This window comes from Sinomonas humi (assembly GCF_000802235.1).
GTDB classification, from domain to species: Bacteria; Actinomycetota; Actinomycetes; order Actinomycetales; family Micrococcaceae; genus Sinomonas; species Sinomonas humi.
The window spans coordinates 47709-71823 of sequence record NZ_JTDL01000109.1 but is presented as its reverse complement, the minus strand read 5'-3'; the positions used below and the strand labels follow the sequence as shown (position 1 = coordinate 71823).

24 protein-coding genes are annotated in these 24115 nt (G+C 64.2%); 12 read left to right on the top strand and 12 right to left on the bottom strand.

Annotated elements, in window-relative coordinates; genetic code table 11:
* Nucleotides 1-54 precede the first annotated feature (54 nt).
* Both LK10_RS10980 and LK10_RS22930 read right to left on the bottom strand, forming a co-directional pair.
* The gene (locus LK10_RS10980; RefSeq protein WP_231567728.1) at nucleotides 55-1359 is read right to left on the bottom strand and encodes a glycosyltransferase family 4 protein; all 1305 of its coding nucleotides are present in this window, start codon (nucleotides 1357-1359) and stop codon (nucleotides 55-57) included.
* Nucleotides 1356-2528 carry a glycosyltransferase gene (locus LK10_RS22930; protein WP_197061915.1) on the bottom strand — a complete coding sequence of 391 codons (1173 nt, stop codon included), beginning with the start codon at nucleotides 2526-2528 and terminating at the stop codon, nucleotides 1356-1358. Before LK10_RS22930 ends, LK10_RS10980 begins: the two co-directional genes overlap by 4 nt.
* Before the next feature lie 863 nt (nucleotides 2529-3391).
* On the opposite strand from LK10_RS22930, the gene gmd reads away from it, so the two are divergent.
* The 9 genes from gmd (at nucleotide 3392) to LK10_RS10925 (ending at nucleotide 12950) form a co-directional block, all read left to right on the top strand.
* Nucleotides 3392-4435, top strand: coding sequence for a GDP-mannose 4,6-dehydratase (gene gmd, locus LK10_RS10965; protein ID WP_043123532.1), 1044 nt, complete (start codon nucleotides 3392-3394; stop codon nucleotides 4433-4435).
* The gene (locus LK10_RS10960) at nucleotides 4425-5399 is read left to right on the top strand and encodes a GDP-L-fucose synthase family protein (protein WP_043123531.1); all 975 of its coding nucleotides are present in this window, start codon (nucleotides 4425-4427) and stop codon (nucleotides 5397-5399) included. Before gmd ends, LK10_RS10960 begins: the two co-directional genes overlap by 11 nt.
* A gap of 200 nt (nucleotides 5400-5599) precedes the next feature.
* The gene (locus LK10_RS10955) at nucleotides 5600-7222 is read left to right on the top strand and encodes a DUF4012 domain-containing protein (RefSeq protein WP_197061914.1); all 1623 of its coding nucleotides are present in this window, start codon (nucleotides 5600-5602) and stop codon (nucleotides 7220-7222) included.
* A gap of 77 nt (nucleotides 7223-7299) precedes the next feature.
* Nucleotides 7300-7884: a hypothetical protein gene (locus LK10_RS10950; RefSeq protein WP_052207215.1), complete on the top strand. Its 585-nt coding sequence runs from the start codon at nucleotides 7300-7302 to the stop codon at nucleotides 7882-7884.
* Nucleotides 7885-8065: 181 nt separating this feature from the next.
* On the top strand, nucleotides 8066-9412 hold the full coding sequence (locus LK10_RS10945) for a UDP-glucose dehydrogenase family protein (RefSeq protein ID WP_043123525.1): 1347 nt from the start codon (nucleotides 8066-8068) through the stop codon (nucleotides 9410-9412).
* A gap of 5 nt (nucleotides 9413-9417) precedes the next feature.
* Nucleotides 9418-10542, top strand: a complete 1125-nt coding sequence (locus LK10_RS10940) for a glycosyltransferase (protein WP_043123522.1) — start codon at nucleotides 9418-9420, stop codon at nucleotides 10540-10542.
* Between the two features lie 213 nt (nucleotides 10543-10755).
* Nucleotides 10756-11325 carry a hypothetical protein gene (locus LK10_RS10935; protein WP_043123520.1) on the top strand — a complete coding sequence of 190 codons (570 nt, stop codon included), beginning with the start codon at nucleotides 10756-10758 and terminating at the stop codon, nucleotides 11323-11325.
* Nucleotides 11326-11694: 369 nt separating this feature from the next.
* Nucleotides 11695-12462 (top strand): AfsR/SARP family transcriptional regulator, encoded by a 768-nt coding sequence (locus tag LK10_RS10930; protein ID WP_156144134.1) that lies wholly within the window; start codon nucleotides 11695-11697, stop codon nucleotides 12460-12462.
* A 218-nt stretch (nucleotides 12463-12680) separates the two neighbouring features.
* Nucleotides 12681-12950 carry a helicase associated domain-containing protein gene (locus tag LK10_RS10925; RefSeq protein ID WP_043123515.1) on the top strand — a complete coding sequence of 90 codons (270 nt, stop codon included), beginning with the start codon at nucleotides 12681-12683 and terminating at the stop codon, nucleotides 12948-12950.
* A 355-nt stretch (nucleotides 12951-13305) separates the two neighbouring features.
* Here LK10_RS10925 and LK10_RS10920 read toward each other — a convergent pair whose 3' ends face one another.
* The 7 genes from LK10_RS10920 to LK10_RS10890 all read right to left on the bottom strand — a co-directional run bounded on the left by LK10_RS10920 (nucleotide 13306) and on the right by LK10_RS10890 (nucleotide 20315).
* On the bottom strand, nucleotides 13306-14523 hold the full coding sequence (locus tag LK10_RS10920) for a PP2C family protein-serine/threonine phosphatase (RefSeq protein ID WP_081998456.1): 1218 nt from the start codon (nucleotides 14521-14523) through the stop codon (nucleotides 13306-13308).
* A gap of 49 nt (nucleotides 14524-14572) precedes the next feature.
* Nucleotides 14573-14983 carry an arsenate reductase ArsC gene (locus tag LK10_RS10915; protein WP_043123513.1) on the bottom strand — a complete coding sequence of 137 codons (411 nt, stop codon included), beginning with the start codon at nucleotides 14981-14983 and terminating at the stop codon, nucleotides 14573-14575.
* Entirely contained in the window at nucleotides 14980-15696 is a 717-nt protein-coding gene (locus LK10_RS10910) for an aquaporin (protein ID WP_043123511.1), read from the bottom strand. Before LK10_RS10910 ends, LK10_RS10915 begins: the two co-directional genes overlap by 4 nt.
* Nucleotides 15693-16043: an ArsR/SmtB family transcription factor gene (locus LK10_RS10905; RefSeq protein WP_043123638.1), complete on the bottom strand. Its 351-nt coding sequence runs from the start codon at nucleotides 16041-16043 to the stop codon at nucleotides 15693-15695. The genes LK10_RS10910 and LK10_RS10905 overlap by 4 nt, the downstream gene beginning before the upstream one ends.
* Nucleotides 16044-16154: 111 nt before the next feature.
* Nucleotides 16155-17804 (bottom strand): hypothetical protein, encoded by a 1650-nt coding sequence (locus tag LK10_RS10900; protein ID WP_043123508.1) that lies wholly within the window; start codon nucleotides 17802-17804, stop codon nucleotides 16155-16157.
* Nucleotides 17801-19000, bottom strand: a complete 1200-nt coding sequence (locus LK10_RS20865; protein WP_052207213.1) for an acyltransferase family protein — start codon at nucleotides 18998-19000, stop codon at nucleotides 17801-17803. Before LK10_RS20865 ends, LK10_RS10900 begins: the two co-directional genes overlap by 4 nt.
* A gap of 271 nt (nucleotides 19001-19271) precedes the next feature.
* A complete protein-coding gene (locus tag LK10_RS10890) occupies nucleotides 19272-20315 on the bottom strand; it encodes an NAD(P)-dependent alcohol dehydrogenase (RefSeq protein ID WP_043123506.1) in 1044 nt (347 codons plus the stop codon).
* A 178-nt stretch (nucleotides 20316-20493) separates the two neighbouring features.
* On the opposite strand from LK10_RS10890, the gene LK10_RS10885 reads away from it, so the two are divergent.
* Complete coding sequence (locus LK10_RS10885; protein WP_043123504.1) at nucleotides 20494-21087, top strand: TetR/AcrR family transcriptional regulator; 594 nt, start codon at nucleotides 20494-20496, stop codon at nucleotides 21085-21087.
* Between the two features lie 13 nt (nucleotides 21088-21100).
* On the opposite strand, the gene LK10_RS10880 is transcribed toward LK10_RS10885, so the two are convergent.
* The 3 genes from LK10_RS10880 to LK10_RS23125 form a co-directional block, all read right to left on the bottom strand.
* Nucleotides 21101-21946, bottom strand: a complete 846-nt coding sequence (locus LK10_RS10880) for an NADP-dependent oxidoreductase (RefSeq protein WP_408021455.1) — start codon at nucleotides 21944-21946, stop codon at nucleotides 21101-21103.
* Between the two features lie 83 nt (nucleotides 21947-22029).
* Nucleotides 22030-22275, bottom strand: a complete 246-nt coding sequence (locus tag LK10_RS10875) for a hypothetical protein (protein ID WP_043123501.1) — start codon at nucleotides 22273-22275, stop codon at nucleotides 22030-22032.
* 29 nt (nucleotides 22276-22304) lie between these two features.
* Nucleotides 22305-22949 carry a GAF domain-containing protein gene (locus LK10_RS23125; RefSeq protein WP_081998455.1) on the bottom strand — a complete coding sequence of 215 codons (645 nt, stop codon included), beginning with the start codon at nucleotides 22947-22949 and terminating at the stop codon, nucleotides 22305-22307.
* Nucleotides 22950-22987: 38 nt separating this feature from the next.
* On the opposite strand from LK10_RS23125, the gene LK10_RS21895 reads away from it, so the two are divergent.
* Nucleotides 22988-23164 (top strand): hypothetical protein, encoded by a 177-nt coding sequence (locus LK10_RS21895; RefSeq protein WP_156144131.1) that lies wholly within the window; start codon nucleotides 22988-22990, stop codon nucleotides 23162-23164.
* A gap of 20 nt (nucleotides 23165-23184) precedes the next feature.
* Entirely contained in the window at nucleotides 23185-23973 is a 789-nt protein-coding gene (locus tag LK10_RS10865) for a hypothetical protein (protein WP_156144130.1), read from the top strand.
* Nucleotides 23974-24115: the final 142 nt, after the last annotated feature.

Here is a 24115-nt window from a genome sequence, read left to right as displayed (position 1 = left end):
CAGGCGAGGCCGGGCCTCGTCACGCGTGATGCTCATACGTCCCCCAAAGCAGACCTAGTTCAGTTGCCGTCGCGCGCCGCTGAGATCGGCAAGCCAGTGCGAATAGGCGTCGATAGCTGCGGCCTCTGAGAGCACTGTCGAAGCGTAGGCAGGACCCGCTTGGCCAAGACGCTCTGCCTCTGACGCATTGTTTCGAAGCCTTTCAACTCCGCGCAGCAGCGCGGAAGGGCGCTGCGGGTCAACGAGTATCCCGGCCCCGGAGGCTCTGACCTCGTCTGCCGTCGCGCTTTCGGAATTTGTTGCCGCGACCACAGGTAGTCCGGTCGCGAAGTATGAGGTCAGCTTGCTCGGAACGCTCATCTCGCGAAGTTCAGGCCGTTCATTGACGATCAGCACATCGGCGGCTCGTAGTGCCTCGGAATACTCTCGGTCGCTGAGCGGCTTGATGAAGGACAAGGATCTAATGCCGTCCCCTGCCACATGCAGTGCCTCGCGCCGGTTGCCGTCACCCAGGAGGACAAACCGGACACGACTATCGAAGGCATCGGCGAGCCGAGCGGCTTCCACGACATTCTCAAGCCCCTGCTTCACGCCCATGTTGCCGGCATGGAGTGCGATGGTTTCTTCAGGCGACCAGCCGAAACGGGCGCGAACCGCATCTCGATCGAAATCAGGAGTATGTTGAATGTGCGTCCAGTTCCGAATGACGTCCACGTTCTTGCCTGACACTTCGAGTTCTTCGACCACATAGTCACGGAAGCGGCCATGGATGACGGTTATCCCTGTGCAGGACTTCAGGATCCTGGACTCCACCCACTTCATCGCCTTCGTGATCGCTCCGCTTCCGCCGGTTTCTTCCAGACCGCGGCTGTAGAGGTCCTGAATCCAGATCGCGACGGGAATGCGCTTGAGCCGGGCCTTCGCAACGGCGAACGCAGAAGCGAAGAGGCCGGGGCTGACGACGAGCACGACATCATGCTTTGCCCACGGCCGGAGGGCCGCGTGTAGCCCGAAGGTGAGCTCCATGAGCAGCCGGTTCAGCGTGCGTGGAACTGCTGGCACCGTATGGCGGAGGCGATGGACGGGGACGCCGTTGATGATTTGACGGGTCGAGAGGCCCGAATATCCTTCAGCAATCTGCCACTGCGGATAGTGCGGATAGCCAGTAAAGACTTCGACTTGGTGTCCGAGTCCTGTGAGCCCCTCAGCAAGCTTGGTGGTGTATGGAGCATTTCCGGTGGGCTCAGGGGCGTAATTGAGGCCAACGACGAGCACGGAGGCGAGAATATCCGGCGCCTTCGTGACCGGACACGAGGGCCCCATCGTTGTGGTCTCGCGCTGATATTCCTGAGTCGTCATGCGACGCTCCCCATCTTGTCCTCAACGGCTCGTGTTGCGAGATAGAACTTCTCGAGGCTTTCCGCAACGGCCTCCATCGAGAAGGACTCGAGCGCTAGCTTCCGAGCATTTTCGCCGCAGGCTCTGCGCCGAGCATGGTCGCCGAGAAGAGCGGACATCGCATCGGCTACGGCGGCCGGCGTGCCATCCACAACCGCGCCGGCGTCCGCTTTGCGGACTGCCGGGCTGAGGCCGCAGTCCTCGCTGATGATGACGGGGAGGCCGAGCGACATTGCCTCCAAGACGCTCATCGGGAAGGGCTCGTTCTCCGACGGCAGCACGTAGATCTGCGACTGGCGGATCCGCTCTGCTGTCTCGTGTGGCTGGAGCGGCCCCTCGACGCGGATCCGCTCTCCCTGAGGATCCAGCCGCTTGGCGAGTTCCCTCACGGATTTCTCCTCGCCTTCGTCAGGTCCCACTATGGAGAAGGTGACGTCAGGGAACTGAGTGGCCAGAAGCTGCGCGGCCTCGAGGAAGAGAAGCGGTCTCTTCCGTGAATGAAGCCTCGCCAGAAAGAGAACATCGATTGTTTGGCTGCGATGGTAAGCGGCACCTTCCGCGATCGGAACCCCGTTGGAAAGTGGTTGAAGCTGAATCTCCTGATTCCCCATTACATTCCGCAGGTCCGACGCCTCGCGGGGGGTGAGATAGAAGACCTTATCCGCAGAACTCAGGAGCGGACGCGTGAGGAAGCGGTCCAGCGGGCGTGCCAGCAGCCTTGATGTCGGGTCGATCATCCCGTGGGTCTGCGCTACGAAAGGCACTCCTTGGCGGCGGGCAACCAACGTGGCGGGCAGGGTTACCAGGTCCCGGGCCAGATGGACGTGGATGATGTCGAAGTCCCGAGCATGGCGGGCAAGATGAGTGGCGAGGCCTGCTGAAAATAGGCCAGCAAAGCCAGAACCTGGAACGAGGTGTGCCACGGGAAAAAGGCGGGACGGGACGCCCTGGTAGGTATCGGGTAACTCCTCAAAGCCTCTTGCGCCACCCAGAAGCGTTACCTCGTGCCCCCGCTCAATGAGCGCTTTGGCCTGATTGACGGCAACCCTGGTAGGACCGCCGTACGCGCCGTCGGGGCTGAAAAGTGTAACTACGTGCGCGATGCGCAGCGCATTGCTCGACGCTCTCATGTCTGGGAGGCCGGTCCGAATCTGTAACCGAGGGCGGACGGGGAGCTTTGGCTTCCCCAGATGGTATTCGCCGGAACCTCGCCGCCGACAACGGTGCCCGGGGTGATCAAAGCTGACCTTCCGATCCGGCTTCCCCCGAGAACGATGCATCTCGAAGTGACCCAAGCTCCTGCTTCGATGTGCACCGGTTTGGTAACGAGAGCCATGTCGCGGCGATGCGCATGGCTGCCGGTCGTAACGAAGGTCTCCTGGGAGAGTGTGACGTCATGGTCGACAAAGACGTGGTCTTGGTTGTGGAACCAGACGCCTTCGCCGATCCAACAGTCGCGTCCAATATGGAGCTTCCAAGGGAAACGGACCCGGGTTCGAGGGCGGAAGATCACTCCCTCTTCGATTTCGGCCCCAAACGCCTTTAGGACGGCGGTGCGAAGGCGCGAGCTCAGTTGCCAAGGATTGGTGACGAAGAGCAGCTCAGCGGCTGCCCATAGGTAGACAACGGCCTTTGGCCGGTCCCAGCTTTCTCCTGCCCCAGGTGCTCGGCGAAGGCTTATGACAGGGACTGAGTCCTCTTTTGGCGGGTGACCGTGCACCAATGTCCCCCCTAGGACTGAACTGATCCATCCAATCCGGCACGTTATCACCACCGAGGCGGATCGCGTATCTTAGCCTGTCACGAACTCGTCAGTAGCTCGTGAAGTATGTATCAGTGCCGTAGCGTTTGGTTTTCAGGGTAAGTCACGCACTACGTAGGTCTCGTATGATGACTCTGCCTACGTGGTTCGGCGACTTCCGATTCCCGCCACGGATGCGAAAAGTATGGGTGGGCACGGTCGCGTGTCTCCTAGGGGGAAGGGACATCTATCGTGACAAAGAAGGCGTTCATCACCGGGATCACCGGTCAGGACGGCTCCTATCTTGCAGAGCTTCTGCTCTCGAAGGGCTACGAAGTACACGGGCTCATTCGCCGGAGCTCGACCTTCAACACCTCTCGCATTGACCACCTCTACGTGGACCCGCACGAAAGCGACGCGCGCCTCTTCCTCCACTACGGAGACCTGAGCGACGGCGGCCGACTCGTGAGCCTGCTGGCCAACCTGCGCCCCGACGAGGTCTACAACCTCGCCGCTCAATCACACGTCCGGGTCTCGTTCGATGAGCCGGAGCACACCGGAGATACGACCGGCATCGGCTCCGTCCGCATGCTCGAAGCGGTTCGTCTCTCTGGAATTCACACCCGCTTCTATCAGGCGTCGTCGTCCGAAATGTTCGGCGCCGCACCGCCGCCCCAAGATGAAGCCACGCCGTTTCACCCGCGCTCGCCATACGGTGCGGCCAAGGTCTACAGCTACTGGATCACGCGGAACTATCGCGAGGCCTACGGCATGTTCGCGGTGAACGGCATCCTGTTCAACCACGAGTCTCCCCGGCGCGGCGAGACCTTCGTGACCCGAAAGATCACCCGAGCCGCTGCTGCGATCAAGGCCGGGATTCAAGATCACCTTTACCTCGGCAATCTCGACGCAGTCCGCGACTGGGGCTACGCCGCTGAGTATGTGGAGGGCATGTGGCGGATGCTCCAGGCCGACGAGCCGGAGGACTTTGTCCTAGCGACGGGCCAGAGCAGAACCGTCCGCGACTTCCTCGACGTGGCATTCCAACACGTCGATTTGGATTGGCAGGATTACGTTCGCTTCGACGAGCGGTACCTGCGTCCGTCTGAGGTTGATGCCCTCATCGGTGACGCGAGCAAGGCGCGCGAGAAGCTGGGCTGGGAGCCTTCGGTCGGCCCGGACGAGCTGGCACGTCTGATGGTGGACGCAGACCTCGAGGCCCTCAAGTTCCCCCATGGAACTTGGATTGACTCAGTAGAACTCGCGAGCTGGGGAGCGACGGCCGGTGCCCGCTGAACTCAACTTCGCGCCCGCGCCGCTAGACCGGGAGGCGCCAGTTTACGTCGCGGGGCACCGCGGACTCGCGGGTTCTGCCATCTGGCGGAAGCTCGAGGCGGAGGGCTTCTCGAGGCTCGTTAGAAGGACATCGGCAGAGCTGGACCTCAAGGACCGCGCTGCCGTCTTTGAATTCTTCGAGCAGGAGAAACCGGAGTACGTGTTTCTCGCGGCGGCTAAAGTCGGCGGAATTCTCGCGAACAACACCTATCCGGCGGACTTTCTCAGCGAGAACCTGCAGATCCAGGTCAACGTCATGGACGCGGCGGTGCGGTTTGGCGTGCGCCGACTCCTGTTCCTGGGCTCCTCCTGCATCTATCCGAAGTTCGCTGCGCAGCCCATCAGCGAGTCCGCGCTGCTCCAAGGTGACCTTGAGCCGACCAACGACGCCTACGCCATAGCCAAGATCGCAGGCATCCTGAACGTGCAGGCGGTGCGGCGGCAGCACGGACTTCCTTGGATTTCGGCGATGCCGACCAACCTCTACGGCCCCGGCGACAACTTTTCCCGCCTCGGATCTCACGTGTTGCCAGCGATGATCCGGCGATATGAGGAAGCACGCCTTGATGGAGTCGAAAGTGTGACGAATTGGGGGACAGGCAGCCCCCGGCGGGAATTCCTGCACGTCGACGATCTCGCGTCCGCGCTGCTCCACCTCATGGAGAATTACGACGGCGCGCAGCACGTGAACGTGGGGACAGGCACCGACGTCACCATCAAAGAACTCGCGGAAGCAATCGCTGCGACCGTAGGCTACGAAGGCACCTCTGAATGGGACGCCAGCAAGCCTGATGGCACTCCGCAGAAGCTCTTGGACGTCTCGAAGCTCAACGGGACGGGATGGTTTCCCACCATCAATCTTGAACAAGGCCTGAAGTCGACTGTTGAGTGGTTTCGCGAGCACGCGGAGGACTTCCGGCAGTGAGCCTCGGACCAGACGCGCCTACGAGGCACCGTCGGGCTGCGTCCCGGCCGCGTCGCCGCAGGCGGGCCTGGCTCCTTGCCTCGGGTGCGCTCCTGCTGTTGCTTGTGGCCTGTTCAATATGGCTCGGGGTTCGCGGCTACCTAGCGCAGCGGGAAATCACCCAGTCCGAGCAGCTCGCCAAGGCCGTCCAGACCGAAATCGTGGCGGGGCAGACGACACAAGCTCGTGACAGTGCGAAGCAGCTCACCTCCCACGTCGACGCTGCCCGTGGTTATGTGAACGACCCGGTGTGGCAGGCGGCTGGTTTGATTCCAGTTCTCGGCACCAACTTCTCGACCATCAACCAGCTCACGGGAATCCTGAGCAACGTTGCCCACGGTGCTGTGCTGCCCCTTTCTGACGTCGCGGCCAGCATCAGCCCCTCGACCATCAAACCGGCGCACGGGGTCATGGATCTTGAGGCGCTCACCGCCGCACGCCCCGCCGTCGTTCAAGCGAACGGCGTGGTGCAGAACGCCTATTCAGAGGTAAACGCCTTGACGCCGGGCTTCGGCGCACTGCCACAGCTGACTGATGGCATCGACAAGTTCAAGGCTGTGCTCGGGCAGGCAGCTCAGCAGATCTCCACGGCGGACACCGCCACCAGCATGCTCCCGCCGATGCTGGGGGATAGCGGACCGAGGACGTACCTCGTGCTGTTTCAAAACAGTGCGGAGCTGCGTGCGACAGGAGGCATTCCTGGTGCCGCTGCCGAGATCCGAGTCGACCACGGTCACATCACGTTGGGCCGGCAGGCTGAGGCAAAAGACATCGAGCAGTTCCCCCAGCCCGTGCTTCCTCTCGCTGACCAGACGAAGGGCCTCTACGGGCCAATCGTCGGCCAATATTTTCAAGACGTGAATCTCGCGCCGCAGTTTCCGTTGACTGCCAGGCTTGCGACTGACATGTGGAAGCAGCACTTCGGGGACCAGGCGGATGGGGTCATCTCGTTGGACCCTATCGCGCTGAGCTACATCCTCAAGGCCACCGGCCCAGTGCATCTTCCGTCCGGTGAAACCATGGACAGCGGCAATGCCGTCAAACTGCTTCTGAGCGACGCCTATACGAAGTACAGCGCCGTGCAGCAGAAGGACGATTTCTTCTCCTCGGCGGCAGCCGCGGTCTTCGCGAAAGTCGCGGCTGGCGGATTCCAGCCCAAGCCCATGCTCGATGCGCTCAACCAGTCTGCTTCAGAGCATCGCCTGCTCGTCTGGAGTCCCAATCAAAAGGAGCAGGACGCGATTCAGGCCGGAGACCTTTCCGGTGTGCTCCCGCCGCAGACACCTTCCCATGGCGTTTTCGGCGTCTATCTCAACGACGCAACCGGCGCCAAGATGGACTACTACCTCCGCGAGTCCTACAAGGTTGGCGGAGTTATGTGCCGCGCCGACGGAAGACCGACTTGGAAGATCGAGGTGACTCTGACCAACGCGGCTCCGCCCGACGCAGCCTCTTCGCTTCCTGAGTACGTGACCGGAGGCGGCGCCTACGGCGTACAACCGGGCGACATCAAGACGCAGGTGAATGTATACGCCCCCCCTTCAGCCATCTATCTGTCCTCGTCCCAGAACGGCAATCCGCTCAACGTTCACAGGGATATGGACTCTGGGTATCCGGTGGCGCAGACGGCTCCGGTCCTTTCACCAGGCCAGAGTGCGACGTTGACGTTTCAATTCCTCGGCACACCCAATGCCGAGGCCAAGCCCGACATAGTATCGACACCGACTGTTAACAATCCGCTGATTTCCGACTTGTCACTTTCGTGTCAGGATGTAGTACGCTAACGTCGCAGTAGACATCTACTCGGGGGCTGTCGTAGACCCGATATTCGACTATCAATTCAAAGACTGGGGATCTTTCCATGTTGAAAAAAGCCCTCGCAGTACTGTCCTTTGCCATCCTTGCCCTCGTTGCCGTGCCTAGCGCTGCGAACGCGGCCGGCTATGTCCCGAACAACAACGTCACCGTGACCGGCGACGCGGTGCCTGGCGGGACGGTGACCGTGAACTTTGCTGCCGGCTCCTTCGCGCCGAACGAGTCGGTCGCTGTTTCGGTCAGCGGCAACACGCCTGTGACCCTCTCGGTGGTCAAGGCCGCTGTCCTGACTTCCTTCACCAAGCAGGCGTCCTCCACCGGCGCTCTCTCGGTGAACGTCACGTTCCCGACCAACGCCTCGGGCACCTACACCCTGACCGCAACGGGCCTCACCTCGGGCAATGTCGGAACCGCTTCGATCACGATCGTTCCGGCGGTTAGCGGAACTGTTGCGAACACCGGTACGACCGCCAACACGAGTGGAAACCTCGCCAACACCGGCAGCAACCTCGCCAACACCGGCGCGACCCTGCCGATGCTCATGATCTGGATCGGGGCCGGCGCGCTGGTCCTCGGCGTCGCGATCGTCGGTACGCTGACCTTCGTTCGCCGCCAGCGTCACAGCGCCTAAGTAGAGCGTCTTCCAACGGCCCGGAGCTCATCGAGCTCCGGGCCGTTGGCCTGAATTGGCAGTAAGGCTTCCAGAAGGAAGCCGTTTTAAAAATCGCTTGTTTTGAAAGTGCGGTAGTGGGCTGTTTTTGACAGTCTCATGACTAACTTGTCAAAGGCTCCGTGCTTGGTTTGGGGGATCCATGAAGATCAGCGTCATCGGTACAGGCTATTTGGGCGCAACCCACGCTGCCTGTCTGGCTGAACTAGGGCACGACGTTGTCGGCCTCGATACCGACCCGCTTAAAATCGAGTCCCTTGCGGCTGGTGAACTTCCCTTCTTCGAACCCGGGCTGGCCGAACTTCTGAACCGCCACGTCGGTACGGGCCGCCTCCGATTCACGACGTCATACGAAGAGGTAGGAGCGTGGGCCGAGGTGCACTTCCTCGGCGTCGGAACGCCCCAACGTCAGGGTGAAGGTTCGGCCGATACGAGTTTCGTTGAGGCCGCGGTTCGGTCTTTGGCGGAAACGATCACACGCGACGCCTTGATCGTCGGTAAGTCGACGGTGCCTGTCGGAACCACCCAGCGCCTCCGGGAGGTGCTCCGCCGCCATCAGGACCCGAGCGTTGAGATCGGCCTCGCGTGGAATCCGGAGTTCTTGCGAGAAGGCTTCGCCGTGCAGGACACTCTGCACCCAGACCGAATTGTGGTGGGCGTAGAGGACGCTGCTCACGAGAGGACGTTGAAGGCCGTCTATTCGGCAGCAGAGGAACAGGGCGTCCCCTTCATCGTGACGGACTTCGAGACTGCAGAACTCGTCAAGGTCGCGGCAAATGCCTTCCTGGCTACCAAGATCAGCTTCATCAACGCACTGTCCGAAATTACGGAGACCGTTGGCGGGGACATTCAGACGCTTGCCGCTGGGCTCGGCCTCGACGAACGGATCGGGCCCAAGTTTCTCCGGGCAGGTCTCGGCTTCGGTGGGGGCTGCCTCCCGAAGGACATCCGTGCTCTTCAAGCGAGAGCGAGCGAACTGGGCCACGAGCGCAGCATGCGATTCCTCTCCGAGGTCGAGGACATCAACCTGCGGCGGCGGGAGCGCGCCGTCTTTCTTGCAACCGCTATGCTCGGCGAACTCCGGGGGAAGAAGGTGGCTGCTCTAGGCGCAGCCTTTAAGCCCAACAGCGACGATGTGCGCGATTCCCCCGCCCTCGATGTCGCTGTCCGCCTCTTCGACGCGGGAGCGGAGGTCGCGGTCTACGATCCCAAGGCGAACTTCAACGCCGCACGCCGTTTCCCGCGTCTCCGCTATGAGGAGAGTCTGGCGGCCGCCGTCGCCGATGCGGACCTGATTCTGGTCCTGACAGAATGGGATGAGTTCAAGAGCATGAGCCCTGAAAGCCTTGCCCTCCTTACACCCGCCAGGAAGATTGTGGACGCGCGCAACGTGTTTTCGGGTGATCGGTGGAATTCGGCAGGCTGGGAATTTGCAGCGCTCGGCCGCAAGCACGCTCCGGTCTTCGACTACGCATCCCTGGGCGTCTGATCCGTATGGGGCAAGCTGACAACAAGCTGCGGGCAAAGGTTGCGATCGTTCAGCCTTACGTTCCGACCTACCGGGTCGCCTTCTTCGAAGGTCTACGAGCACGGCTCGATGAGCACGGAATCGATCTCACCATCATTGCCGACGACCCGGACGGCTCCCAGTCGGGGCGGAACGATGCGGCCGATCTTCCTTGGGTCGAGCACTTCAGCCAGCGGCAGATTCCCTTGGGCAGACGAACTGTTCGCCTCGGAACTGCCTACAGCTTCTGGAAAGGGTGCGACGCCGTCGTCGTCGGTCACCTCGGTTCGTCGCTGGACACGAATCTCGCTCTCGCCCTCTCGACGTTCCGGAACATCAAGGTCGGAGTGTGGGGGCACATCGGCTCCTATGTCGGCGACCCGAATCCGTTGGACGCCCTCGTGGAACGCTGGCAGGTGCGCAAAGCGCTACAGGTCTTCGCCTACACGCCTGGCGGGGCTCGCCTCGCGGTTGAACTCGGTGCCGATCCCCGCCGGGTTACCACGGTGATGAACACGATCGACACAACTGCCCTCGATGACGCGGTCGCAGGCGTCGACGATCACGAGGCCGCGGAGCTCCTCGCGTCCACCGGGGAGATCGATCGGCGAAAGACGTATGCCTTTATTGGGGGGCTCGACGCGAGCAAACGCATTGGATTCCTCGCGGACGCTTTAGACCGAGTTTGGGATCAGGATCCCGCTATTCGGCTCCTCGTAGCGGGGCGCGGCGAGGAAGAGTCCCTTCTGAGCCGGGCGTCCGAGAGAGGGCAAGTCAGCCTTGTTGGCTACGCCGACGCGCGGATCAAGGCTGCCTTGGGCCGCAAGTCGCGCGCCATCCTCATGCCGGGGCGAATCGGCCTGATCGCCGTCGATGCCTTGGCGCTCGGGCTGCCTGTCCTCTCGACAACTTGGCCATACCATGCCCCCGAATCTGAGTACCTCGAGCTGGGGGAGTCGCTTCTGCAGAGCGAAGACTCGCCGCAGGCGTACGCCGATCTCATCCTCAGCGAGAGCAAGTCCGAGCCGAGGTCTCTGCCGCGCGAATACCCGCGGCTGGATGGGATGATTGAAAACTTTGCGAGCGGAGTGCTCTCACTTCTCGCCTCGTAAGAGCGCAAGCCGCCCTCTGTCGCAGTCTTGCGCGGCATGATGAAGGACATTCTCGATCCTTGTCTACCCCTCCATCACTCAGGTCGCAGATGTGATTACGGCCTCTCGAGCGAGGGTATCGGCCTGCAATGCGGGAGAGCCCCGCAGCTCAGATTGAGCCCGGACAGCGGCTTGCGGCCGTTTTCCGGCTGATCTATTGGAGGTAGATCCAAGATGAAGAAGACGAAGTTTCTCGCACCCGTCCTGACCGTCGCGCTCTCGGGGGCGTTCATGGTTTCGGCTGCAGCAGCATCCAACGCTGCGGAACCTGCATCGGTCACGGCTCCTTCCGTCTCGAGCGCTGCCCAGACGGCACCCGCCACTATTGCTCCCGTGACGATCAACCAGGTCCTCTCCGACGGCAGCACCTTGGCGGGCACGTTCACGCCCACTCACTTCCTCAACCAGAACGGGCAGCTGGTTGTCCAGGGTCTCTTCAATGGAACGCTGACCTCAGCTTCTGGAGCGGTGACGAACATCGTCAACTCCCCGGTCACCTCAACAGTCACGAACGCTTCCACCAGCGGCGCGTGTAACGTGTTGAGCCTGACTCTCGGGCCGCTTCACCTCGATCTGCTCGGCCTCGTTGTCGATCTGAACCAGGTGAACCTCAACATCACCGCACAGCCCGGGCCGGGGAACCTTCTCGGCAATCTGCTGTGCAGTGTCGCTGGCTTGCTGGACAACGGGCATGGCCTCCCAGGCTTAACCCAGGTCCTCAACAACCTTCTCGCCGGCCTGTAAGCCCTACAGCCAGCTAGGCGCCAGGCCATCGGGTTGCCGCATCAAGAGGAGCCCCGCGATCTACGGATCGCGGGGTTCTTTTCTTTGCCTCCGTCTCATGGACGCTTTGCTCACGTTCGCGGCACACCCGGTGCTCTTCCCCGAGGAAGGTGCGCATCCGCCGTCGTCCGCCCCTATTTCGAGTAGCCGCCCGTGTTCCGCACTCCTCTCCTGAGTACCCGGGCCCGCACAGCCTGAGTGGCCCTCAAATAAGGACGCGTAGCCACCACTCGGGACAGAAGGAACGGTCTGGTCTGTACTGGATTGTGGGCCGCTATCGCGGCCCTTGACAGGGATTGGGGCGGTCAACGCCGGTACAGGGGTGTGAGTGTGTCGAAATGGGAGGTCCAGCTGCTGCGGCGCTGGGAACTCGTGTGCGATGGTGCACCGGTCCCCATCGGTGGGTTCAGGAGGCGCTTGGTCGCCGGCGTAACCCTTGCCGGGCCAGCCTCCTTCGAAGCAGTCGCGCAGCTTCTCCTGCCGGGGCGGGCGCCGGAAGACTCCATGGAACGGCTCAGGGCAGAGGTGTCCAGGGTCCAGCACGGCATGCCAGGACTCCTGGACGACAGCGAGGAACTGCTCGCCCTCGCGCCCGAGGTCGGGGTGGACCTCACCGAACTGCTGCGGGCCGCCGACGGCCCGAACGCGATAGTCCACGCAGCTCCTGAACTCATCGGCGAACTCAGGGACGCCGAGCTCCTCCCCGGGTGGGCCGAAGGCTGGACCCTGCATTACCGCGAGCTGGTGCGGCTCTTTCGCCTCGCCACTCTCGAAGCGATCGCCCGCTGCAGCCTGCAGTTCGACGACGCGGCAACGGCCGCCGCCGCCGCACGAAGCTCGGCAGCGATCGCGCCCCTGCGCGAGTCTTCCCACGCCCTCCTGATCCGAGCGCTCATCCTCGGCGGCAACCTGCACGAGGCCTTCTACGTCCACGAGGACTTCCGCCACCGGCTCCTGAAGCAGACAGGGGCCGAGCCGAGCCCAGCCCTTACCGGGGCACTCGGCCTGGCGACGGAAACGTACGGCGGGGGCGGCCGTCGTCGTCCGCTCACCGCTGCTACCCACGCAAGCGGCGCAACAACAGAAGGAGGCAGTTGAACATGGCCCTCGACAACGGTGAAGGGTTCGAAACCGCTCGGTTCTCTCGGCACGGTGGCCGCAGAACCTGGTGGACAGGATGCATGAGGTTCTTCCGCCGCTGGGGCCAGCACCCCCGCCATTCAGCCGGAACCGAACCCACGCGGGTCGAGGACCCGGCCTCAGGGAGCGAATGAGCGCCGCTTCACCTCAACAGCGGCTCGGGATGGGGGAGACAAATGGACGAAGTGATGCGGCAGAGGATGGCGAGGGAGATCACAGGACTCCCCGAGCCGAAGCAGCCGGAGGACCAGTTCGCAAGGATCCTCCACGCTCTGGCCGACTTCCACGAAAGGCACGACCGCGTTCCCGAATGGAATGCAGAGGAAGCCTCCGAGTCGTGGCTCGGAGCTTGGCTCGAAGCGCAGAGGGCGGCCGAGCGCAGCGGTACGCTCCCTGAATCGCGGAGCAGGATGATCGAGGAGATCCTCGGAGCCCACTGGGCCTAGGCGGGCCCGCGGGCTTCCTTCTCCTCGGTGACGGGTGCCCGGTGCCCGGAATCGCCGGGCGGGCGATGAGGAGCAAGAGGGCTACGGTGACGACGACGTCGACGCCGCCGCGCGCTTTCAAGGCTGGGTTGGCGACTGCGAAGGTCAGCAGATAGCGGCTGAACTGAGCCGATCCTAGACACCGATGAGGGCCCCCATAGTCCCATTTCTTCAGAGGCCCTCATTCCGGTATTTAGTTAGATATTCGGCGTATTCAGTTGGCCCTGCCCCGCCCAGCCGGAACATGCTTCTACGCTCCCACGCGTCCCGGGCGGGTCCAACACTTGCCGGTACTCGAATCCGGACCAAGTACCACTTAACTTCCCTCGCCCCGGGTTCTGTGGACGGCGAGGACGGTGACGTCGTCGTCCGGAGCCGCCTCGGCGACGAGGGCTTTCACGGCCTCGACGATGGAGCTCGGGTCGCGATGTTCGGCGACGAGCCGGGCGATGTCCTCGAAGGCCGCGAGCGTTCCCCCGTGCAGTTCGAGGAGCCCGTCGGTGAAGGAGACGAGGGTGTCGCCGGGCTCGAGGGTGGCGTGCTCGTCACGGCGTGACGTGGAGAGTTCGAGGCCGAGGGGCAGGCCGGACCCGCGGAGCTGCTCGTGGCCCCCGTCGGCTCGGACCAGGAGGTTCAGCCCGTGGCCCGCGTCGGCGTAGGCGACGGCACCGGTCTCGATGTCGAGCCGGGCGTGGAAGACCGTCGCGAAGATCCCGGTCGCCTCGAGATCCTGATCGAGCACTCTCCCGGTTCCCTCGAGCTGCTCGGCTGGCGAGCCGGGTTCCCGGGAATACAGTGCGGCGCGGACGGTGGCCGCCATGAGGGCAGCGGCAACGCCTTTGCCCATGACGTCGGCCACCGTTAGTTCGACGGTTTCGCCGACCCGGCGCCATGAGTAGAAGTCGCCTCCGAGTCCGTTGAGGGGAGCGCTCGTTGCGGCGACGGCGTAGGCGGGTGCGGCGGGAGAGATGGTGGGCAGGAGTGCCTGCTGAACGGTCACGGCGTGCTCGATTTCGCGGGAATCCAGCAGCTCCCGTTCGGCCCAGGCGCCCATTTCATCGAAGCGATTCAGGGCGTCTCGGGTGAGTTCGCGGGGACGGACGTCGTAGAGGCAGAGAGTCCCGACAGGGTGGCCGTCGACGTGGAGCGGGCGGCCGGCATAGAAGCGAACGCCCCTCCCGCCGGCGACGTCGGGCTTGTCTGAGAACCGGGGATCCGCGGCGGTGTCGGGGGAGACGGTGAGCTCGTCTGCGCTGATGGTGACGTCGCAGAACGTGTCTGGGCGGTTCCGCACGGCGGTGCCCGGGAACTGGGGCGACTTCGTGTAGAGGTAATGGTCGTCGAGCAGGTTCACCGCGGCGACTGGGACCTCGAACAGCTCCTGCGCCGCCCGCGTGATCCGATCGAAGCGTTCCTCGGCCCCGGTGCCCACCAATCCCAGCGAGGCGAGGGCAAGGAGGCGATCTCCGCCGTCGTCCTCGCCGCCGCTTGCCGCGGTCCGGTCCATGCCATCTCCCGTCTCTGGAAAATCCATGCAACGGTACCGGATTTTGCTGGAGGCCGAGCGTAGCGACTTCTTGGAGTCAGGCGTCGGCGGGAAGCAGTTCGGCGATGAGGGCCTGGACCCGGCCCTTGATCTCGTTCCGGATCGGGCGCACTGCCTCCACGCCCTTGCCCGCCGGGTCCTCGAGCTCCCAATCCTCATACCGCTTGCCGGGGAAAATCGGGCAGGTATCGCCGCAGCCCATGGTGATGACGACGTCGGAATCCTTCACCGCCTCCGTGGTGAGGATCTTCGGGGTCTCGTTGCGGATGTCGATGCCCTCCTCGAGCATCGCCTCGACGGCGGCGGGATTGACCTTCTCGGCCGGTTCGGATCCGGCGGAGCGGACCTCGATCCGCCCCTCGGAGAGGTGGTTGAGGTAGGCGGCTGCCATCTGGGACCGGCCGGCGTTGTGCACGCAGACGAAGAGGACGGAAGGCTTGGCGCTCATGAGATGACCTTTCGATCGGCCGCGGCTGTGCCGCTGGCTTCGGAGGAGTGGCTGGCAACAAGGGGGTAGAGGAACCGGACGAGCAGGAACCCCAGTGCGCCGCCCACAAGTTGGGCGACGACGAACCACGGGGCCGAGGCCGGGGCGATCCCGGCGAAGGTATTCGTGATGGTGCGGGCGAGGGTCACTGCCGGATTCGCGAAGCTGGTTGAGCTCGTGAACCAATAGGCCGCCGCGATGTACCCGCCGACGGCGAAGGCGACCCGGTCCGCGCGCCCCGAACGGACCGTGCCGAACACCACGAGCAGCAGGCCCACCGTGGCCACGACCTCACCCAGCCACAGTCCCGGGCCCATTCGGGTGTGGGAGGAGAGTGCCACGGCGTCGAGCCCGAACATCAGGTTGGCCACCACGGTGCCGAGCAGTCCGCCGACGAACTGCGCGACGATGAGCGCCCCCGCCGTGCGCCAGTCCACGAGGCCCAGGCCCTTCTCGACGAGCGTCACCACAGGGTTGAACGACGCCGAGACCGGTTGGAGGGCCACGATGAGGGCCACGAGCGCCGCACCGGTTGCGACGCTGTTCTCGAGCAGCGCCAGCCCGGTGTCGTTGGGGGAGAGCCGCGAGGCCATGATCCCGGAGCCGACGACGGCGATCACCAGGAACGCTGTACCGACCAGTTCGGCGGTGGCGCGGCGGGCGAGCAGGCTCACGTCGGCGTCCCGCCGATCACGGCGGCGAGGTTCTCGAGCATGTCAGTCCGGGCGCGGTAGTACGCCCAGACCCCGCGCTTCTCGCGCTCGAGGAGGCCGGCCTCGTGCAGGACCTTGAGATGGTGGCTGATGGTGGGCTGCGAGAGGTCGAAGGCGTTGTTGAGGTCGCAGACGCACGCCTCGCCGCCCTCGTGGGAGGCGACCAAGGACATCAGGCGCAGCCGTACCGGATCGCCGAGCGCCTTCAGCACGACCGAGACCTGCTCGGCCACTTCCTCGGACAACGGCTCCCGGGCGAGGGGCGAGCAGCACGCGACCGCCTGCACCGGGGTCAGGTCTGGATTCATCGACACAGATGAATATTTACCCTTGTCGATGTCTGAAGTGCAAGGCGGCCGGAGGAGCTGCCCCGCACCGGAGCGGTGTTTGGAGGCTCGACGGCCATTACTCGACGGCCTTTATGAGCTCAAGTCTGCTGGGGCTGGGCCGATGGGGAGAATGGGTTGGCCGAAGTCGGTGATGGTGTACCGGCCGCAGGAGACGGTGCGGTGCGGTGCCGCTTTGGCCGCCGCCGGCAGGACCGGCAGGGGATACGCCGCGTCGCTGAGCACGAACGAGACCTTCTTGGTGGCGTAGTCCGTGCGGTCGGTAAGCCAAGGGAAGGCCCGGAACGGATCGTCTATCTGGATGAGCTGATCGGGTTCAGCGAGATAGGCCTTGGGGCCGCGGATGGTCCCGAAGTGGCCCGCGCCCGTGCGGTGACTTGCACTGATCCAGTCGTCGACACAGCGGATGTCCGGGTTGATCGTTGTGGCCGAGCTGCTCAGGGCGCCCGTGGCCAACGCCGAGAAGGCCACGCAGGCGGCCACCGTCGCGCCCAGAAGCACTTTGAGTGTCCTGCGGGGAAGCGGACGGATGAATATCAAACCGTCGCGGAAAAGTCGGGGAGCGAGCGCGAGTGTGCAGACTGGGGCGAAGAACATCGGCTGGAAGTATCTTGTGCCGAAGGCGCCGACGGCGATCGCACCCACCATGACGACCACCGGCCCCACCCATCCCATCCCGGCGACCACCGAAGCTCGCGCATCCCGTTCGGAGAGGAACTTGCGGAAGGCGATTCCTGAGACGAGGATCAGGGCGACGACCGCTGTGAGGGACAGCGCCCCCATGATCGTGGAAGTGCGCTCGGCCAGCATCTTCGGGTAGTAGATGGCCAGCCAAGGAGCAGATCCAGGGTCCACATAGGCTGGACCGTCCTTCGCGATGAGATGCGAGAAGGGAATCCTGCCCGCGAACCCGAGTCCCGCGCCCAAGGCCACGACGACACCCACACGGATGAGGTGGCGCCAAGGGATAACGCGCCGCCTTGCCATGAGGGCAAGGACCAGCGCCAGCGGGGCCACCTCCCAGCCCAGGAACAGAGGATTGGTCAGGGTGGCTGCGACGGTGAGGCCGAGCAGCCCGAACTCGAGTCGGCGCCGGCGCCGCCCAGGGCGAGCGGTAGAAAGGGATGAGACAATCCCCGTCGCGAGCACTGACGCCAGCACGGTGCTGCTGTAGTAAGTGGCCGTTGCCACCAGTGACGCGAGCTCGAAGGTGTCGGGACGCGGGGAGTCTTCCAGAAGAGTGAGGGACACCAGTGCGCCGAAGGCGACGAGCGCCCCGGCGACGCGCCGCGATCGAGGCACTTCCCGCTGCACGAATCCGCTCAGGAGCCTCAAGGATCCGTAGAACATGAGGAGGTTCACCACCGCGTTGAACGCGAAGGTTCCCTTGATCCCGAGCCCCAACGCCGCGATCGCGAAATAGAGCCCCATCTCCGGGATGAAGAGCACCGCCGAAAGGGACCAGTTCTGCGGTTGTCCAGCAAGGACGGACCCGCGCACGAGCGCCGGCAGGACGCTGTCGGACTCGTAGTAGAGGATCCACGAGCGGTCCGTGGCATCCATGTGCCATACCGCCAGCAGCGCGAGTGCCAACGCGAGCACCATTCCTGTGGACTCGGCCAACCATCGAGGCTGGACGCGGGGACGCTCAGCGATCCGATCGTCTACGAGGCTTCCCGGGGCGGCTTCTGAACTCTCGACACCGGCTCCTGTCGCGCTCATAGGTCCCGTCCGCTGAGGCCGATGCCGGCCTCTGCCGGCTGCCCATCGCCGAGATCCGGGAGTCCTGCTGAAGACGTCGAGGCGGGGGCCGGGGCCGTCTTGCCGGAGAACAAGTCCCGGATGGCTCGTCCGCAGGGATTCTCGACGAAGCGGTACGCCAGCCCTGCAATGGCTGCGGCCGTGAGGAGGGCTGGTGGCACGAGCCACCATGGGAGGTCTTGAGGCCCCAGACCGATCAAGAGTCCGACGGCTCCGAGGACGAGGTAGTGCACCATGTAGAAAGAGAAGGAGCGGTTTCCCAAGGCGACAAGACGGGGGTGGGCGAGGAACCGGCTGGTTCCGGTGAGCTCGCGAAGGGCAGCTGTCCAGATTAGGACGATGATCGCTGGCAGTACGAGCGCGTCGATGGCCCCGTAGGGAGTGAAGTGCAGGAAGCTGGCCGTGAGTGCGAGGGCCGCTCCGGCTGTTGCGAATGACATGACGGCGAGCTGGCCGGCCTGAGACGGTGTGTGCCCCTTTTCTAGGAGAAGGGCCAGGGCGACGCCGATGGCGAACTCAGGCAGGCGGTACGGGGGGAAGTCATACGTGAAGAAGTGCCCCGCCCAGGGCCCTACCTGTACGCCGAGGGTGAGCTGGCAGACCAGCCACATAGCGGGCTGCAGGACCGCGAGGAGGACAACGGCGGCGGTCAGTTCGCGAGCGTTGAGCCGACGCAGCACAGCGAGAAGCGCGGGCAGCAGGAGATAGAAGAAGGCCTCGGCCGACAATGACCACGTCACTGGGTTGAAGGACGTCGCCGAGGACGGCCGCCATGCCTGGGTCAATGTCAGACTCTGGAGGAAGGAGAGCCGGCTGGAATTCGGTGCGACTGGCACGACTGCCGCGATCGCCAATGTTGCCGCACTCAGTGGGAACAGCTTGGCGAAACGGTTCCTGAGGAATGCCGCTGTGCCTGCGACCGTGGAATCCGACCACGTCAGGACGAATCCGGAGAGGACGAAGAAGAAGCTCACCCCCACGAAGCCGAGATTCACGACCGGGAGGTCGTAGCGGTTCAGCCCGTGCATGAGCGCCACCGCGGTCGCCGCGAAGAACCGCAGGCTCGTCAGCGATTCGAGTCGCTTTCGCTTCTTATCCTGACTGTCCCGACCCGCCCACGCATCGCCTGGAGAGACGGCGTTGCGTTGGTGGACCACGTCGACAACCCCTTCTTGAAAGCACCCATTCACATCCCACACTGCTAGAGGGGCAGGCCTCGGGAATCTTGCCAAATCTTTGGCGGATCCTGCGTTGGCGCCCCGAGAGCGGACGTTTGTGGCGAAAGCGCACGTTGCAGCGCGCCTAAACGTCCGCTCTCGTGAGAAACGTCCGCCTTCGCGAGAAACGTCTGCCTCCGTGAGAGGGAAGACCGAAGACGACGGCGCCCCGAGCCTCTTGGCCCGGGGCGCCGTCGTCGTTTTGGTGCTTTTAGGCGAAGGTCGCCGCGTCGATGACGAAGCGGTAGCGGACGTCCGAGGAGAGGACGCGCTTCCATGCCTCGTTGATGTACGAGGCGTCGATGAGTTCGGTGTCCGGGATGATGCCGTGCTCGGCGCAGAAGTCGAGCATCTCCTGGGTTTCACGGATTCCGCCGATGCTCGAGCCGGCGAAGGAACGGCGGTTGCGGAAGAGGGTGAATACCGTGAGGGGCAGCGGCTCGGCGGGAGCGCCCACGTTGACCATGGTGCCGTTGCGGCGCAGGAGCCCGAGGTAGGCGGCGAGGTCGATCGGTGCCGAGACGGTGTTGACGATCAGGTCGAAGCTGTTCTTGAGCTCCTCGAACGTCTTTGCATCCTCGGTCGCGAAGTAGTGGTCCGCGCCGAGGCGCAGGCCGTCGTCCTTCTTCGAGAGGCTCCGCGAGAGCACGGTGACCTCGGCGCCCATGGCGTGGGCGAGCTTGACGGCCATGTGGCCAAGGCCGCCCATTCCGACGACGGCGACCCGCTTCCCGGGGCCGGCCTCCCAGTGGCGCAGGGGAGAGTAGGTCGTGATTCCGGCGCAGAGGAGCGGGGCGGCGGCCGCGAAGTCGAGCGACTCGGGGACGCGCAGGACGAAGTCCTCGTCCACCACGACGTGCGTCGAGTAGCCACCCTGGGTGATGGTCCCATCGCGGTCGACGCTGCCGTAGGTGCCGACGTTGCCGTTGAGGCAGTACTGCTCCTCACCCGCGAGGCAGTTCTCGCATTCCCGGCAGGAGTTGACCATGCAGCCGACGCCGACCCGGTCGCCGACGGCGTGCTTGGTTACTTCGGAGCCGACCTCCGCGACGAGTCCCACGATCTCATGGCCGACGACGAGGGGGTGCTTGATCGGGCCCCACTCTTCCCGGACGGTGTGGATATCGGAGTGGCAGATGCCGGCGTACTTGATCTCGATCAGAACATCCTTGGGGCCCACATCGCGGCGGGTGATCCTCACCGGCTCGAGGGGAGCGTCGGAAGACGGGGCGGCATAGGCGTTGACGGTGAGCAAAGGGTTCTCCTTGGTTGGTTGGTCTTGCTTCCGGCTGGCGGCTTTGGCCTTGGCGCCGAAGGCGACGGAGACACCCGTAACGATACCCACGCTGGGGCGGGCTAAGCCCCGAGCGGACAAGGTAATCGCAGGAAGAAACATGAGGTAGACAGACAGGTCTGTATCGTACGATGTCTTGATGGATGCCGAGCAGAGGCGCAAGGACCGACCGAGTGTCCGGGAACGGGTTCTCGCCGCGGCCTTCGAGCTGTATGCCGCCCAAGGCGTCCGGGACACCGGGATCGAGGAGCTTTTGGCTCGCTCCGACGTCGCCAAGGCGAGCTTCTACCGGCACTTCGCCTCAAAGGACGAGCTCGGCCTGGTCTATCTGGAACGCCTGTACCAGGAGCGTCAGAAGGAACTTGCCGCGGCGGTGCAAGCGGCAGGGGAGGGACCGATGGCGTTATTGGGAGTATTCGACGTCTATGCCGAGCTGTTCCGCGCCCACGTCCCCGAGGCCAGGTCCTTCATCCACGTGCTGATGGAACTCGGGCCTGAGCACCGGCTCGGGAAGGCTTGCATCCATTACTCGGCGCTGCTGCGGGAGGACATAGCTCGCTTCGCCGCCGAGCGGGGCATCCCAGACCCCGTTGGGTTCGCTGCAGAGCTCCAGACGCTCATCAAGGGCTCGATCGTCTCCTCCGCAGAGGGGGAGAGCGAAGCTGCCGAGCTCGGACGCCGCCTCGGGCGACTCGTTGTGGAGGCGCACCTGAGGGAGCAACCAGAGAAATAGGCCGAAAGTCGGCTCAGAACTTCAGAACAAAACGCCCTCTAGTCCCTCCGGCTTCAAGACGCCGGTGAGCCTCGGGAGCCTGATCGGCCGGCAGAACCGCGGCCACGCGAGGGGTCAAGATTCCTTGCTCGACAGCCTCCCGCAATGCTTCCAGTTTTGAATGCGCGAGGTATTCGGCGCGGACCGAGGCCGCTTCGAAGCGAATGCCACGGGCGCCGTCGCCTTTCCAGCCTCGAACCGAAACGAAGACGCGGCCGTCCTTCACTGCGGGCACGACCTTCTCGTGAAGGAGGGCCGTATCGACGAGGCCGTCCACACCCTCAGGCACAATTTCCCGGATGTGCTGGGCTACGGCATCCCCGCGTGCGACGACGTAGTCCGTCCCGAGGGATTCGACCAGTTCCCTGTCTTTCTCGGCCGAATCCCCAATTACTCTGAGGCCCGCATTCTTGGCGAGCTGGATCACGTAGTTGCCGAGCGTGCCCGCAGCACCAGTGACGGCGAGCGTCTGGCCGGGCTTGAGGTCGAGAAGTTCGAGGATCTGGGTCGCGGTCAGCCCGTTCATGGGAATGGTGGCCGCTTCTTCAATGCTCGTGTTCCCGGGAATCCGCGCAATCGAATCGTCGGGTGCGACGAGATACTCCACGTAGGCCCCGCCATGCTGGGAATTCGGAAGAGCGATTGCCATTACCTCGTCGCCGACTTTCCACCGGCTTTCCGGTCCCACCTCGTCTACCACCCCGGCCGCATCCATCCCAGGGATGAACGGGGGCTTGGAGCCTTCCGGGTGACGAGCGGGACTCGAACGGAAAGAAGTATCCGTCGGGCTCACCGCAATTCCTCCGACCCGAATCCGCACTTCGCGCGAGCCGGGATGGGGCTCGGGGAGTTCATGAATTCCCAGAACCTCCGGGCCCCCGCATTCGTCCAGTCCGATGGCTTTCAATGGTGCTGAAGATTCCCGACTAGGCCGTCAAGCGCGCGGCGGATCTTCCGTCTTCCGGACGAGATCATGAAGCACGCCGCAACTATCAGGGCAAAGCCGATGAGGCCTGTGACGTTCGGTTTCATCGGGACGACAATCCCGAACATCATCACCACCACACCGATCGCGACCATGCTGATCCCGTTGTCCCTCCGCACTTGCCCCACAGCACACTCTTCGGCGAAGCGCGTCGTCTCATCCATAGCGATCCCATCCCCGTCATTCCCGAGCCTTAGTTGAGGACTACCCGCCTTGAGCTTGAGCAGACATTGGGCGGCGCTACGTGAAATGAGTGCGCGGCTTCGGATCGTCGAACCTCTCCAGGATCGAACTGGCGATGTCGCGCACCTTCATATTGCGCTGGTTGGAGGCCCGCTTGAGGATCTCCATCGCCTCCTGAGACGTGCAGCGCGACTGGGCCATGATCACACCGCGCAGCGAGGTTGATGGCTGTGCGGGACTCGAGGGCTGCCTCAAGGTCCGAGGCCCTTTCGGATTCGGCCGTGATGCGAAGCGCCAAAGTCACGGAGGTGGAAGCGAACTTGGCGAAATCGAGGGCGGCCTGCCTGGTCTCGCCGCCGAACGCGCCGACGGCTTCCGCGTAGCTGTTGAGCGAGGCGCTCGCCTCGCCCCGCAGCGGGATGGGTACGCCGAGCACGCTGCGGATCTCGCTCTCGCGCATGGCGTCTATGTGTCCGGCCCAGCGGTCCTCGCTCTGCACGTCCCTGATGTCGTAGACCTGCCCCGTCCGCAGGACCTCCATGCACGGGCCCTCAAGGCTCCTGTACTGGATCTTGTCCAGCTCGAGCGCCTCTTGATCGCTCTCACCGAGCGTCATCGGCCGCCCGTTCCTGCCGACCGTAACGCTGCAGTGCACGGGGAAGTCCGAGGACAGCCGCTGAGCAGTCGTGGGGCATGCACGTGGAGACTCTGGTCGGGTCCACCCGCGAGGCCACCGACTTCCTCGGGGTCATGGTGGAGAAGGAGGGGGTCGTCTCCTACTCGACCTTCGGGTGGGTGCGGCGGCTCAACAAGGCCAAGGGCGGGCGCTCCTGTTCCTGGACGAGTTCAACACCGCGGCCCCCTCGGTGATGAAGGGCATGCTCCGCCCCGTGCAGGAGCGCGTGGTCGGGGAGGACGCTCTCGAGCCGCACGTGGCGATCGTCGCGGCGGCGAACCCGACCGACACGGCGGTGGACGCCTACGACCTCGCCCCGGCCATGGCGAACCGGTTCCTGCACCTGGACTGGCAGTTCGACAGCGGCGTCTGGCTCGACAACATCGTCACCGGCTTCGACCACGTCCAGTACCCGGCGCTCGACCGGATCCTCTCCGCCGACCCGTCAACCCGCCGCGCGGTGGTCGCCGGGCAGGTCGCGACGTTCATCAAGAACAACAGCAGGCACCTCGCCCCGGAGCCGCCCAAGGACCTGACGAAGGCCGGGAAGGCGTGGCCCTCCCCGCGCAGCTGGTCGAACGCGATCGAGGTCCTGGCCCAGCTGGAGCCGGAGGACATGGAAGCCGCCCGGCTGGTGCTGGAGGGGCTCGTCGGGCACGGCGCCGGGACGGAGTACCTCGCGTGGGTCGCCGCGAACGACCTCTACGACCCGCTGGAGGTCATGAACGACCCCTCGATCGTGGACTTCGGCGCCCGCCCGGACAAGCTGTTCGCCCTCGCCCAGTCGGTGACGGCCCTCGGCCTGCTCTCGGATGCCAACTGGTCCCCGGCGGCGCACGTGCTGACCGTGTTCGCTGAGAACGGCAAGCCGGACGTGGCGATGCCGGGCGCGACGAAGCTGCTGAACCAGCTACCGAAGGGCAAGCGGGTCCCGGAGCGGTTCCGGGCGGCGTTCATGGCGCTGTTCCAGCACACCCAGCACCGGGTGGTCGCCGCCGCCTGACAGTGGACGCATGGGAGGGGCCGGGCCTTCGCTTCCGGCCCCTCCCGTGCGCGGGCGACGTCGAAGCACTTGAGACGCCCCCTCCCCGGTCGTTCCAAGTCCCGGCGCAGATCCAACTGCCGCTTCACTTTTGTTTCAACTA